At 64.7% G+C, this 13,671-nt stretch carries 9 protein-coding genes; 8 read left to right on the top strand and 1 reads right to left on the bottom strand.

All coding sequences use genetic code 11. The features are described from left to right. Positions 1 to 108: 108 nt before the first annotated feature. Both SBI20_RS02060 and SBI20_RS02065 read left to right on the top strand, forming a co-directional pair. The gene (locus SBI20_RS02060) at positions 109 to 501 is read left to right on the top strand and encodes a VOC family protein (protein WP_317973477.1); all 393 of its coding nucleotides are present in this window, start codon (positions 109 to 111) and stop codon (positions 499 to 501) included. A 146-nt stretch (positions 502 to 647) separates the two neighbouring features. Next, entirely contained in the window at positions 648 to 4,073 is a 3,426-nt protein-coding gene (locus SBI20_RS02065) for a PAS-domain containing protein (protein ID WP_317973478.1), read from the top strand. On the opposite strand, the gene SBI20_RS02070 is transcribed toward SBI20_RS02065, so the two are convergent. Then, positions 4,047 to 4,706 (bottom strand): response regulator transcription factor, encoded by a 660-nt coding sequence (locus SBI20_RS02070; RefSeq protein WP_317973479.1) that lies wholly within the window; start codon positions 4,704 to 4,706, stop codon positions 4,047 to 4,049. The two genes, SBI20_RS02065 and SBI20_RS02070, sit on opposite strands and share 27 nt — an antisense overlap. Between SBI20_RS02070 and SBI20_RS02075 the strand changes: the two genes are divergently transcribed. From SBI20_RS02075 to SBI20_RS02100, 6 genes are all read left to right on the top strand, one after another. After that, positions 4,674 to 5,018 (top strand): hypothetical protein, encoded by a 345-nt coding sequence (locus tag SBI20_RS02075; RefSeq protein WP_317976166.1) that lies wholly within the window; start codon positions 4,674 to 4,676, stop codon positions 5,016 to 5,018. The genes SBI20_RS02070 and SBI20_RS02075 overlap by 33 nt on opposite strands. A 132-nt stretch (positions 5,019 to 5,150) precedes the next feature. Then, positions 5,151 to 6,803 carry a DcaP family trimeric outer membrane transporter gene (locus SBI20_RS02080; RefSeq protein WP_317973480.1) on the top strand — a complete coding sequence of 551 codons (1,653 nt, stop codon included), beginning with the start codon at positions 5,151 to 5,153 and terminating at the stop codon, positions 6,801 to 6,803. A gap of 351 nt (positions 6,804 to 7,154) precedes the next feature. Further along, on the top strand, positions 7,155 to 8,720 hold the full coding sequence (locus tag SBI20_RS02085; RefSeq protein ID WP_317973481.1) for a DcaP family trimeric outer membrane transporter: 1,566 nt from the start codon (positions 7,155 to 7,157) through the stop codon (positions 8,718 to 8,720). Between the two features lie 170 nt (positions 8,721 to 8,890). Beyond that, the gene (locus SBI20_RS02090; RefSeq protein ID WP_317973482.1) at positions 8,891 to 10,657 is read left to right on the top strand and encodes an MFS transporter; all 1,767 of its coding nucleotides are present in this window, start codon (positions 8,891 to 8,893) and stop codon (positions 10,655 to 10,657) included. A 240-nt stretch (positions 10,658 to 10,897) separates the two neighbouring features. After that, positions 10,898 to 11,359: a (2Fe-2S)-binding protein gene (locus tag SBI20_RS02095; protein WP_317973483.1), complete on the top strand. Its 462-nt coding sequence runs from the start codon at positions 10,898 to 10,900 to the stop codon at positions 11,357 to 11,359. Then, positions 11,356 to 13,641: a xanthine dehydrogenase family protein molybdopterin-binding subunit gene (locus tag SBI20_RS02100; protein ID WP_317973484.1), complete on the top strand. Its 2,286-nt coding sequence runs from the start codon at positions 11,356 to 11,358 to the stop codon at positions 13,639 to 13,641. Before SBI20_RS02095 ends, SBI20_RS02100 begins: the two co-directional genes overlap by 4 nt. Positions 13,642 to 13,671: the final 30 nt, after the last annotated feature.

Genomic DNA, 13,671 nt, shown 5'->3' on the forward strand with positions numbered 1-13,671 from the left:
CAAATCCCGTGCGGTGTTAGCCCTCGGTCTTCTGCAAAGCCTGCAAGGAGCAGGCCCGGCCAGAAAAGACGGCCAGAAATAATGGGCCGACAAGAGGAGAGGCAAGAAATGGCGGTAATTTCCGGCGACGGTATTTTCTCGCATGTCTTTATCGGCGCAAACGACGTGGCCGCTTCGGCGCGCTTCTACGATGCGGCACTGGGGGCGCTGGGGATCGGCAACCTGGGCCCGTTCGGCAATGGCTGGATCCTCTATGGCCGGGAAAAGCCGGCCTTCATCATCGCCCGTCCCGGCAATGGCGAACCGGCATCGAGCAATGGCATGACCATCGGCTTTGCTGCGGCCAGCCCGGAACAGGTCGATGCGTTCCATGCCGCGGGCCTTGCCGCCGGTGGCACCGATGAAGGCGCGCCCGGACCGCGCAGCCATCTTCCCGGCGCCTATGCCGCCTATCTGCGCGATCCGGCGGGCAACAAGGTGTGCACCTACACGTTCGTTTGATCGGGCGTCTGATTGCAACTGCGGGGCTCGGGATTTCATGAGCGCGAAAATGCCAGCCTGTTCAATGGCGCGCGTTCAATTGCGGTAGACCTTTTCCGTGCCCGCCATTACGGCCGTGACATGGAGAGGAAACCGGGATTGCGTTCATGAGCCTTGGCCTCGCGGCGTTGCTTTCGCTCTGTCTGATCGCAGTGCTGTTCGCCGTTGCCGCTCTGGTCGAGGCGGGCATGGCGCGCCAGATGCCTGCGCGCGCGTCCGGCAGCCGCCTGCGACACCGGGTCTATACGCTGGGCCTCGGCGTCTACTGTTCGAGCTGGACTTTCTATGGCGCGGCCGGAAGCGCGGTGCGCGAGGGGTGGAATTACCTTCCGATCTATCTGGCGCCCTGCCTGCTCCTGCTGTTCGCGCCCGGCTTTCTCCAGAAACTCGGTGATGCCGTCGACGAGGAAAAGGCGGCGACGATTTCCGACTTCATCGCCGCCCGTTTCGGGCACGATCCGGGCATGGCGCGGCTGGTCACGCTGACCGCGCTGTGCGGGATCGTGCCTTATGTGGCCTTGCAGTTGCGCTCGATCGGGATTGCCATCGCGTTGCTTTCCTCGCGCGATGTGGCCGGGCCGGTGATGATCGTGGCGGCGGTCGGGCTCGGGCTTTTCGCGATCCTGTTCGGTGCGCGGCGCTATGAAGTGGCCGGGCGTACCGAAGGCCTGATGTTCTCGATTGCGCTGGAATCGACGATCAAGCTCGTGGCGCTCGTCATCATTGCCGGGGTCAGCCTGCGGGTTCTGGCCGATGCGCCCGCGCTGCGGGTGCAGCAGAGCCTGGCCCTGCTCGGCGAGCATTTCCGCCCGGCGGCGTTCTCCATCGATTTCGGAGTGATCCTGCTGGTCTCGGCCCTCGCGGTCGTTGTCCTGCCGCGCCAGTTCTTCATGGGGCTGGCGCAGGCGCGCGATCCGCACGACCTCCATCGCGCGCGCTTTGGCCTTGCGGCCTATATCGCCACGATGGCGGCCATGATCCTGCCGATTGCGCTGGCCGGGCTTGTCGCGCTGCCGCGTGATGCCTTGCCCGATCTGTTCGTGCTGCGCATTCCCTTTGCCGGTCACATGGGCTGGCCGGTGATCGCGGCGCTGCTGGGGGGTATCAGTTCGGCGGCGGCGATGGTGATCGTGGATACGACCGCGCTGGCGATCATGGTGTCCAACGACCTGATTTTCCCGGCTGTCCTGCGCAGTGGCGGGGCCGAGGTCGACGATGGGAGCCTCGTCGGGCCGCAGGGCGGGCCAAAGGGCGGACATGTCGGACGGCAGATGATGGGGGTCCGGCGCCTCGCGATCATCGGGGTGGTCGGGGCTTCGCTGGCCTGGGCGCTGCTGTTGCCCGCGCGCAGTTCGCTTTCGTCGATCGGCCTGATCGCCTTTGCCGGGATGGCCCAGTTCAGCCCGCATTTCCTGCTGGCGGTCTATGGCAAGGGCCGCGATCCGGTGGCTGGGCGGCTCAGCCTCGCGGCGGGGTTCTGCCTGTGGCTCTGGACGCTGGCCCTCCCGCCGATCCTGCCCGCGCCATGGCTGGCCGCCTTGCAGGCCACCCCGTTCGATCCGCTCCATCTGTTGTGGATCGGCCATGCCAGTCCTTTCGTTCACGGCGTTCTCTGGTCGCTCAGCGTGAATTGCGTGGTCCTGATCGTCGCGCACACCAGGCGCGAGGGGGGGCAGCGCGAGGGACGGCGCGAGCGTTTCCAGTTCGTGCGGGGCGCGCGCCATGTTCGCAACCAGGGTGAACTGGCGCAACTGACCGGGCGTTTCATCGGGGCCGAGCGGGCCGACGAGGCTTTTCCGCCCGCGCTCCACCATGCGAAAGTCGATCGCATCGCCGCGCGCCGGGCGCAGGATCTTATTGCGGGCGTCGTGGGCCCCTCTTCGGCGCGGGCGCTGGTCGCCTCGGCGCTGGCGGGGGGGCAGATGGGGCTCGACGATGTGACCCGGCTGCTCGACGAGGGCGTGCAGTCCTTGCGTTTTTCGCGCCAGTTGCTGGCAGCCTCGTTCGAGAACCTGCCCTCAGGGATCAGCGTGGTCGATTCCGAGCTCAATCTCGTGGCGTGGAATTCGCTCTACATCGAACTGTTTGGCTATCCGCCCGGTCTGGTGCGGGTGGGGGTGCCGATTGCCGATCTGATCCGCTTCAATATCGAACGGGGCGGCTTCCCTGGACCGATGGAAGAGCAGGTGGAGCGGCGACTGGCCCGCCTGCGCGCGCGCCAGTCCTATGTTTCCGAGCGTATCCGGCGCGACGGGCGGGTGATCAAGTCGGTCGGCGGGCCGATGCCCGGCGGCGGCTACCTGACTTCGTTCACCGATGTCACGCGCGAGGCGCAGATGCGCGGCGAACTCGAACACACGCTGGAGGAACTGGAAAGCCGCGTGGCCGCGCGGACCCGCGAACTGTCCGAGGCCAATCACCGCCTGGCCGAATCCACGCGCGACAAGACCCGTTTTCTGGCGGCTGCCAGCCACGATCTCCTGCAACCGCTTCATGCCGCAAGGCTGTTCCTTGCCGCGCTCGATCGCCAGTCGACCGAGGCCATGCGCCCGCTGGTGGGCCGGGTGGAGCGTGCCATCGGCGGGGCCGAGGCCCTGCTGCGCGCGCTGCTCGACATCTCGCGGCTCGATGCCGGGGGCATCCAGCCCCATCCCGAAGTGATCGCGCTGGGGCCGTTCCTGCGCGACGTGGCCGAAGGGGTGCGTCCGTTGGCCGAGGCCAAGGGGCTGCGTCTTGTCCTTGGGCCGCTGTTCGGGGCGGTGTGTACCGATGCCGGGCTGTTGCGCTCGGTCGTGCAGAATTTCCTGACCAATGCCGTGCGCTATACCGAGCAGGGCGGGGTCATCATCGGCGTGCGCCAGCGCGGGGCCAGCCTGCGCATCGACGTGATCGATACCGGTGTCGGCATCCCGCCCGAGCAGCAGAAGGCCATTTTCACCGAATTCACGCGGCTCGGGGCGGTCGATACCGAAGGGCTGGGACTGGGTCTGGCGATGGTCGACAGGATCGCGCGGCTGCTCGACTTGCGCATCGAGCTGGCCTCGTGTCCTGGCCGGGGCAGCCGCTTTGGTGTCACGATTGCGTCGGTGTCTGTCCGGGACACGCAAATGGACGGGTGGATGCCGGCCATTGCCAGTGAACGGGCGGTGCGGGCCTTGCGCGTGCTGGTGGTCGACAACGATCCGCTGATCATCGAGGCGAGCGGGGCTTTGCTGGCCAGCAAGGGCCATGCCATGCTGGCGGCACGCACCATCGCGGAAGCCGTGGCCAGCGCCCCCGAGGCCGATGCCGCCCTGATCGACTATGACCTCGACGATGGCGAGAACGGGCTCGACCTGATCGATACGCTGCGCGCCAGCTTGCCCAACCTGCCCATGGCGGTGATCAGCGCGACCCAGAACACCACGCTCAGGGCGCAGTTGCGCCAGCGCGGGGTTCCCTTCCATGCCAAGCCGGTCGAGCCTGCCGACCTCGACGACTTCCTCGCCCGGGTTTCGGAGCAGGTCTCAGATCGCGAGATCGAGGCCCAGTGAGCGGGCGGCAAGGGCCGCCTGGGTGCGGTTCTGCACGTCGAGCTTGCGCATGATGGCGGTCATGTGCGCCTTCACGGTCGCCGCGCTCATGCCAAGGTCGTAGGCGATCTGCTTGTTCAGCTTGCCTTCCAGAACGGCCAGCAGAACCTTGAGTTGTGTCGGCGTGAGCCCGGCCACCGTACCGCGCACCCGTTCGACCGGGCTGGGCGAGGATTGCGCCTTGAGGGCTGCGGCATCTTGTCCGCCACCGGCCTTGCCCCCGGCGGGGTCCAGCGCGGCGCGGATCGCTGCCTCGATCTGGGGCAGATCGGCATCCTTGCGCAGGAAGCCGACCGCGCCGAAGGCCCGCGCCTCGTCGGCAGCATTGGCATTGTCGGCCCCCGAAACGACCAGGATCGGAACGGCGGGACGCTCGGCATGGAGAAGGGCAATGCCCGAATAGCCGACCGCGCCGGGCATCTTGAGGTCGAGCGTGATGAGCGAGAGATCGGGCGTGTCGGCAGCGAGCCGCGAGGCCGCGGCGAGGGTCCCGGCCTCCATGATGCGTGCTTCGGGGATGATCGTTGCCAAAGCCATCGCCAGGGCCTGTCGGAACAGGGGGTGGTCATCGGCGATGAGGACAGTGGGATTCAAGGTCTCTGCCTCTTGTCGTGCGGGACGCCTTTGTGCGCCTTTCAGCACGGAAAATCACCGGAAACGATACCGTCCCGGATGGTGTTGTCAGGAAAACCCTCGTTATTGTCGGTTGCCGGGATCGGCAAGGGCAAAACACGCCTGAAATCAATTGCATTTCTGCTGTTGCGAGGCGGGATCAGGAATATTTTCCGGGTTGGTATCGCGCGGAAGCATCGCGTCCGCTCCCCGGAAGGCGATTTTTCCGGGAAAAATGGCCTGAAGGATGCCGTTGGATGGATTTCAATTTTGAAAAGGCCCGCAAAAAAATAGAATGATTATATGGATATGGATATATAGACCAAAGTCGTAGATATCGGATTCTGCTCCTGTTATCCCCCCGGCGCGCCTGGCGCGAATGTACGGACACGCCTCCCGAAACGGAGGCATGAATAAGAGGATCTGATGATACTTTGGTATCTGCGCAACACGACTGCCCTTTTGACAGCCGCAGCAATGGTCGTTCCGACCGCAGGCATGGCGCATCCGGTTCATCATCGTATCCACCGCACCCGTCGCACCCGCGACACCCGCGATACCCATGAAGCGGAACTGGAGGTTCGCCTGCAAAAGCTCGAGGACGAAGTGTCCGCATTGCGTGGCGCGCTCAAGGCGGCTAGGGTCGAACAGGCCGCTGCCAGCCCGGTGGATGTCCCTGCGCCAATGGCCGCCCCTGTTGTGACGGCTCAGGCTGCCACCAGCCGGGCGGATACGCCCGCGCTGACCAGGCCTTCCGTTTCGGCAACTCGGGTTGCTGCTGCCGAGCAGGGCGCCGCCATCGCGCGGGCTGAAGCGGCGGCTGTGACCCGCGTGGCTGATGCGGACATGCAGCAGGATGCCGAGCCTCGGCAGGCATCCGGTGCCGGGGCCGGAAATCCCCGCAAACTGGGATTCCATTCCGGCAATTCCAGCGTGACCCTGTCGGGCTATGTCAAATTTCTGGCAGGCAGCGGGCGCTACAATGGCGGAAACATCGAGACCAACAGCTTTGGCCGCGACATCTATCTGCCGCAGACGCTGCCGCTTTATAATCCGGCGGCGCCTGCCTCGCCTACGCAAGTCACCGATTTCAACGCCAAGCAGACGCGTTTCTGGGTGGATGCGGAGACCAAGCTGGGGCGCCATTCGCTCAAGGCCTATATCGAGCTGGACTTCCAGGCTGCTCCCGGTACGCCGATGGCGTCGGGGCAGGGGACGCAGCGCACGACCAACGCCTATGACCTGGCGATGCGCCGTGCGTTCATCCAGTTTGACCGCTGGACGGTGGGCCAGGACTTTACCAACTTCGAGAATGTCGCGACCTTGCCGGAAAGTACGGACTATATTGGTGGTGTCGACGGCCTGATCTTCGTGCGTCAGCCGCAGATCAGGTATGCGCTGCCGGTGCTCAAGAACACCAGGCTTTATGTTGCGGTCGAAAACCCGGAAACGGCTTCGTCCACGACTGGCCACGCCCAGTTGATCGAGAATGGCGAAGACCATGCGCCCGATGCGACCGCGCGTCTGGAATATACCGGTGGGTTCGGTTTCCTCAATCTGGCGACAATCTGGCGCCAGTTGCGGGTCGACAATGCCTTGAGCGGCGCGAACCACATCTACGATTCCCGCCTGGGCTGGGGCGTGAGCGCGCAGGGCAAGGTTTTCCTTGGCGCATCCCATCGCAGCGATGTCCGTTTTCAGGCGACTTATGGCAGTGGCCTTGGCCGCTATCTGGGCCTGAACTTCAGCCCTGATGCGGTGCTCAACACCGGCGGAAAGCTGAGTGGGGTCCGCAATATCGCGCTCTTTGGAGCCGCCCATATCGGTCTCGACAAGCAATGGCGGCTCAACTTTATCGGCAGTTGGCAGAAGGTGGACTACGCCGGTGACCTTGATCGTTCGGATCTGGGGATCGGTATGTTCAACCGGCAGGCCTGGAGTGCGGCAGCCAACGTCTTCTATTCGCCGGTTGATAAAGTCGACGTGGGCCTTGAATACCGCCGGGGCAACCGCGAGGTTGTCAGTGGGCTGGATGGTCACGTCGACAAGTTTGAATTTATGGCAAAATATAGCTTCTGAGAGCGGGCGCGGGCTTTGGTCCGCGCTCCCTATTTGCCAGCCAATGAAAACCCGCCCTCTCATGGAAGGGGGCGGGATATTTTTCGGCCCATCCATGCCGGGGGCGCATCACGGGGCCGGTCCAGCCCCATACTGACCCGGCCCCAGCACATTGTGGCTCGATGGCCGGTTCGCCCGTTATGAATACACCCTCTCCTGGGCTTGACACTGTTTTGCCAGAGTCGAGAGGAGAGTCGTATATAGACCAAAGTCGTAGAGTTAAGACCTATCTCCCGCTGGTTGCCAAGCCCTGCTGACGCGAATGTGCAGACACAGTGTCTCACGAGACAGACACATGCATGAGAGGATCTGATGGTGCTTTGGCATCTGCGCAACACGACTGCCCTTTTGACAGCCGCGGCCATGGTCGTCCCGACCGTTGGCATGGCGCGCCCGGTTCATCACGCTGCCCGCAACAGCCATGAGGCGGAACTCGAAGCCCGTCTGCAAAAGCTTGAGGACGAAGTATCCGAATTGCGTGGCGCGCTCAAGGCTGCCAGGGCCGAGCAGGCCTCTGCCAGCCCGACGGGTGCTCAGGCGCCGGTCGTCGCCCCCGTTTCGTCGGCCCAGTTCGCCGCGGTCCAGCAGGACGCCGCCGCCGCGCGGGCCGAGGCCGTTGCCGCCACCCGCATGGCCGAAGAAGCGACCCAGCGCAGCGCCGAGACCCAGAAGAAGTTCGACACCCTGGCCGAGGCGGCCCCCAAACAGGGTTTCCGTTCGGGCAACTCGAACGTGATCCTGTCGGGCTATATCAAGCTTCAGGCGAGCACCGCGCGCTACAATGGCGGGGATGTCCCGACCAATACCCTGGGCCGCGACCTCTATCTGCCGCAGTCGGTGCCGCTCTATAACCCGGCAGCACCTGCCTCGCCCACGCGTGTTACCGATTTCAGCGCCAAGCAGACCCGTTTCTGGGTGGACGCGAACACCAAGCTGGGGCGCCACGCGCTCAAGGCCTATATCGAGTTCGACTTTCAGGCCGCTCCGGGTACGCCGATGGCTCTGGGGCAGGGGACGCAGCGCACGACCAACGCCTATGACCTGGCTATGCGTCGCGCGTTCATCCAGTTCGACCGCTGGACGCTCGGTCAGGACCTGACCAACTTCGAGAATGTCGCGACCTTGCCGGAAAGCACCGACTATGTCGGGGGCGTCGATGGTCTGATCTTCGTGCGCCAGCCGCTGATCAAGTATGCGCTGCCGGTGTTCAAGAACACCAAGCTCTATCTTGCGGTCGAGAACCCCGAAACGGCTTCGGCCACGGTCGGCAATGCCGGGCTGATCGAGAACGGCCAGGATCATGCGCCCGACGCGACCGCGCGTCTGGAATATACCAGTTCGTTCGGCTTCCTCGATCTGGCGACGATCTGGCGCCAGTTGCGGGTCGACAACGCTCTGGGTGGCGCGCACCACATTTACGACTCCCGTCTGGGCTGGGGTGTGAGCGCGCAGGGCAAGATATTCCTGGGGGCTTCGCATCTCAGCGACATCCGCTTCCAGGCGACCTATGGTGAAGGCATCGGGCGTTACATGGGCCTGAACTTCAGCCCCGACGCGGTGTTGAAGGCCGACGGTGATCTGGGCGCGGTTCGCAATATCGGGCTCTACGGGGCTGCCCATATCGGGTTCGACAAGCAATGGCGGATCAACCTGATTGGCAGCTGGCAGAAGGTGAATTACGCCGGTGACATCGACCACTCGGCGCTGGGGGTCGGCACGTTCAACCGGTCGGCCTGGAGCGCGGCGGCCAACCTGTTCTATTCGCCGGTCAGCAACGTCGATCTGGGTGTCGAATATCGCCACGGCAATCGCGAGATTGTCAATGGGCTGAATGGTCATGTCGACAAGCTCGACTTTGCCGCAAAGTATAGTTTCTGATCCCTGTCGCCAGCCCTGGCTGGCGACATCGACAAAATGAATAATGATAATCTGCCCCTGCATGAAAAATGGGGCGGGCTATTTTGGGACCACTCAATCTGGGGATGAGCCGGCGGGTTCGGGCGTGAGAATTCGTGCCCGACCGGTTCTTGGGAAGGAGGATCTGATTTATGGCGATTGTGCATGATCCGGGCGCGGATGGAGGGGCACTGCCCAAACATCACGCACCGACGCACAGCGAGAAGCTGGTCATTACCGCCAGCTCGCTCGGCACGGTGTTCGAATGGTATGACTTCTACCTCTACGGGCTGCTGACCGCGATCATCGCGGCGCAGTTCCTCACCGGCCTCAATCCGACCACTTCCTACATCATGGCGCTGCTGGTCTTTGCCGCAGGGTTCATCGTGCGTCCGTTCGGGGCGCTGGTGTTCGGCTGGATCGGCGATACTTTTGGTCGTCGTTATACTTTCATCATCACGCTGACGGTCATGGGGCTCTCGACGTTCCTCGTCGGCTGCCTGCCCACCTACAAGTCGGTCGGCGTGGCCGCGCCCGCGATGCTGGTGGCGCTGCGCATGATCCAGGGCCTGGCTCTGGGCGGTGAATATGGCGGCGCGGCCTCCTATGTCGCCGAGCATGCCCCCAACGACAAGCGCGGGCTCTATACGAGCTGGATCCAGATCACCGCGACGGCCGGTCTGGCGATGGCGCTGTTTGTCGTGATCCTCGTGCGCTCGCCTTCGGTCGGCGTGGGCGAGGCCGCGTTCAAGGAATGGGGCTGGCGCATTCCCTACCTGCTCTCGGGCGTGTTCCTGATCTTCGGCCTGTGGCTGCGCCTCAAGCTGCATGAATCGCCCGTGTTCCAGAAGATGAAGGACGAAGGCACCGGCTCGAAGGCCCCGCTGACCGAAGCCTTTGGCCAGTGGCGCAACCTCAAGGTCGTGATCACCGCCTTCTTCGGCGCGATCGCCGGGCAGGCCGTGGTGTGGTACACCGGCCAGCTCTACACGATGTTCTTCCTCGAAAAGATGCTCAAGGTCGACGGCCTGACGGCCAACACCCTGATCACCATCTCGCTGCTGATGGCGACGCCCTTCTTCCTGGTCTTCGGGCGTCTGTCGGACAAGATCGGTCGCAAGCCGATCATCCTGACCGGGTGCGCGCTGGCTGCTGCCACGCTGTTCCCGACCTTCCATGCGCTGACCGAAGCGGCCAACCCGGCGCTTGCTGCCGCGCAGGTCAATGCTCCGGTTACCGTCAACGCCGACCCTGCCGAATGCTCGTCGCAGTTCGACCCCGTGGGCGGCAAGACGTTCGACACCACCAGCTGCGACATCATCAAGGCCATGCTGGCCAAGGCCGGTGTCAATTATCGCAATGCTCCGGCGGCACCCGGTACGCTGGCCTCGATCACTATCGGGCATGAAACCTTCACCGCGCCCGATCCGCGTCAGGTGACCGGGGCTGCCCGCAAGGATGCGATCGCGGCTTTCTCGGCAACCGTGGTGGGCAAGCCCGCCGTGGCGGCCAAGGCGGCCGAAGGCGACAAGCCCGCAGTCGAAGCCAAGCCCGCCGTTGTCGGCGCGCTCGAAAAGGTCGGCTATCCGACCAAGGCCGACCCTGCCCGGATCAACACGCCGCTGGTCATCCTACTGCTGTGGTATCTCGTCCTGCTGGTGACGATGGTCTATGGACCGATCGCGGCCATGCTGGTCGAACTGTTCCCCAGCCGCATCCGCTACTCGTCGATGTCGCTGCCCTATCACATCGGCAACGGCTGGCTCGGCGGCCTGCTCCCGGCGATCGGCTTCGCCATGGTCGCGGCCAATGGCAACATCTACTACGGGCTGTGGTATCCGGTGATCGTGGCGGCCTTCACGGCTGTCGTCGGGCTGGTCATCCTGCCGGAAACCTACAAGAACAACATCGACGACTGAGGAGGCTTTCTCCGACCTGATCGGTGTTCGCAAGGAGAGGGGCAGGAACGGCAAGCGTTCCTGCCTCTTTTCGTGTGTCCATCGATGATGGCTGTCATTGATGAGGCCAGATCATGACGGCATGAAACAACGGGCATGTGATGGGCTCTGGACGTTCCCCGCAGACCGGCTAGTCTGCCTCCTTGCTGGCAGGGGCGGGCCGGTTGCCGTTGCTGCGCGCGTGATCATAACGAGAAAGCCATGATGCACCTTGAGATCAACGGTCAGTCTCACGAAGTCGATGTCGATGAGGAAACACCGCTGCTGTGGGTGATCCGCGACAATCTGGGGATGACGGGCACCAAATATGGCTGTGGCATCGCCCAGTGCGGGGCCTGTTCGGTGCTGATCGAGGGTGTCGTCACGCGCTCGTGCGTTACGCCCGTGTCAAGCGTGGTGGGCAAGCCGGTCACCACCATCGAGAAGATTGAGGAAGACCCGCTGGGCAAGCGTGTCGTCGAGGCCTGGGTGCGGCATCAGGTGCCCCAGTGCGGCTATTGCCAGTCGGGTCAGGTGATGGCGGCAACGGCCCTGCTCAAGCAGACGCCCCACGCCGGGGAGGCCGAGATCGAGGCGGCCATGACCAATTTGTGCCGCTGCGGCACCTACAACGCCATTCGGGCCGCCCTTCACGATATCGCCGGGACGGGGGCGCAGGCATGAGCATCGAAACGGCTTCCACCATTCAGGATCTGTCGGAAGAGCCCATCGGGGCCATGGGCGCGCCGGATCGTGTCGATGGGCACCCGGCCAATGTGTCGCGTCGCGGTTTCCTTGCAGGGACAGCCGGGGCCGGGGCTGGCGCCTTCGTGCTCGGCGTCGGGCTGCCGGTCGGCAAGGCCCGCGCAGCGGTGCCGGCGAGCGCACCTGCGATCCGTGTTCCCGCGTTCCTTTCGGTCAAACCTGACGGCACGGTCCACCTGCTCAGCCCGTTCATGGAAGGCGGGCAGGGCATCTTCACCGCGCTCGCGCAGATCATCGGCGAGGAAATGGACGCCGATCCGGCCAGTTTCGTGGTCGAGGCGGCGCCGGTGAGCCCCGATTACCTCGTCGCGCAGGGCGGACGGCGGGTGACCGGCGGAAGCCGCTCGGTCCGCTCCAGCTATGCCACCATGCGCAAGCTGGGCGCTACCGCGCGCTTCATGCTGATGCGTGCGGGGGCCGACCATCTGGGCGTGCCGATGGCGCAACTCTCGACCGAGCCGGGCCGGGTCGTCCATGCAGCCTCGGGCCGGTCGGTCGCCTATGGCGCGCTGGCGCCCCATGCCCTCGACATGCCTGCCCCGCCGCCGGGCAGCGTGACGCTCAGGGACAAGGCTGATTTCCGCTGGATCGGCAAGCCGGTCGCCCGGCTCGACGTCTATGTGAAATCGACTGGCAAGGCGAAATATGCAATCGATACCAAGGTCGAGGGCATGGTCCATGCGGCCGTCCAGCACGCGCCGCGTCTGGGGCTGACGGTCGGCACCATTCGCAACGAGGGCCAGATCAAGGCCATGCGCGGGGTGATCTCGGTGCATCGCCTGCCCGGCGCGGTGGCGGTCGTCGCCGCTCACTGGTGGGATGCGCGCAAGGCGGTCGAGGCCGCGCAGGTCGACTGGCAGGAACCGGCGACGCACGATGGCATGCGCTACATGCCCGCCGACTTTGACAGCGCGGCGTTCCGCGACGGGTTGGCCAAAGGGCAGGGCCCGGAAGACGTGGCCGAGCATGAAGGCGATGTCGCCGCGGCGCTGGCTTCGGCCAGGACGCGGGTCGAGGCGGTCTATCACAGCCAGTATCTGGCCCATGGCCAGCTCGAACCGCCTTCGGCGACCGCGCATTTCCGGCCCGATGGCGTGCTCGAACTGTGGACGCCCAATCAGGCGCCCGACATGTTCGTGGCCGACATTGTCCGGCGCACGGGCCTGCCGCCCGAGAAGATCATCCTGCATTCCCCGATGCTCGGCGGGTTCTTCGGCCGGCACTTCCTCTACAACACCTCCAATCCCTTTCCGCAGGCGATCCAGCTGGCAAAGGAAGTCGGGCGTCCGGTCAAGCTGATCTGGAGCCGCGAGGAAGAATTCCTGCGCGACGCGGTGCGGCCCATGGCCAGCGTGCGTTTTCAGGCCGGGCTCGATGCCAATGGCATGCCCGTGGCCCTCAATGTCGTGAGCGCGACCGAGGGGCCGACCGAGGCGATTGCTAATGCGCGCGGGGCCGGGATCGATCCGGCGGCGGTCGAAGGGCTGGCGGGCAAGAAATACGCGATTCCCAACACGCGGATCGCCCAGCGTTACGTGAAGAACCCGACGGTGATGGGCTATTGGCGCTCGGTCGGCAATTCGATGAACGACTTCTTCTACGAAGGCTTCCTCGACGAACTGGCCGACAAGGGCGGGCAGGATCCTTATGACTTGCGCCTGCATCTGTTGCAGGACAACCGCCGGTTGACCACCCTGCTCAAGGCAGCGGTCGAGCTGTCGGGCGGGTGGAAGCGCGGGCCGTTCAAGGCGCCCGATGGCAGCCTGCGCGCGCGCGGCCTTGCCATGGCCTCGCCGTTCGGCAGCGAGACGGCGGCGGTGGCCGAAGTCTCGATCCGGGACGGGCAGGTGCGCGTTCACGAGGTGTGGCAGGCGATCGATCCGGGCAGCATCGTCAACCCGGCGATTGTCGAGGCGCAAGTCAACTCGGCGGTGGCGCTCGGGGTTTCGCAAGTCCTGTTCGAGGAAGTCGCCTACGAGAACGGCCAGCCGGTCGCCCGCAATTTCGACACCTATCCGATCCTCCCGCTCGAACAGATGCCGCGCGTGCATGTGCGGATTGTCGAGAGCGGGGAGGCAATGGGCGGCATTGGCGAACCGGGGCTTCCGGCCATTCCCCCTGCGGTGGCCAATGCGGTGTCGCACCTGACCGGGCAGCGCGTGCGCTCGATGCCGCTCTCCCGGCTCAAGTTCACGGCCTGAGCCGCGCCGGGAGGCACAAAAGGCTGCATC

Origin of the sequence: Novosphingobium sp. IK01 (assembly GCF_033242265.1) — a bacterium.
In the GTDB taxonomy this organism is placed as follows: Bacteria; Pseudomonadota; Alphaproteobacteria; order Sphingomonadales; family Sphingomonadaceae; genus Novosphingobium; species Novosphingobium pituita.

Bases quoted from the DNA above. Each gene is read 5' to 3' on its own strand.
- SBI20_RS02060 (WP_317973477.1), top strand. From the start codon at position 109: ATGGCGGTAATTTCCGGCGACGGTATTTTCTCGCATGTCTTTATCGGC.
- SBI20_RS02065 (WP_317973478.1), top strand. From the start codon at position 648: ATGAGCCTTGGCCTCGCGGCGTTGCTTTCGCTCTGTCTGATCGCAGTG.
- SBI20_RS02080 (WP_317973480.1), top strand. From the start codon at position 5,151: ATGATACTTTGGTATCTGCGCAACACGACTGCCCTTTTGACAGCCGCA.
- SBI20_RS02085 (WP_317973481.1), top strand. From the start codon at position 7,155: ATGGTGCTTTGGCATCTGCGCAACACGACTGCCCTTTTGACAGCCGCG.
- SBI20_RS02090 (WP_317973482.1), top strand. From the start codon at position 8,891: ATGGCGATTGTGCATGATCCGGGCGCGGATGGAGGGGCACTGCCCAAA.
- SBI20_RS02095 (WP_317973483.1), top strand. From the start codon at position 10,898: ATGATGCACCTTGAGATCAACGGTCAGTCTCACGAAGTCGATGTCGAT.
- SBI20_RS02100 (WP_317973484.1), top strand. From the start codon at position 11,356: ATGAGCATCGAAACGGCTTCCACCATTCAGGATCTGTCGGAAGAGCCC.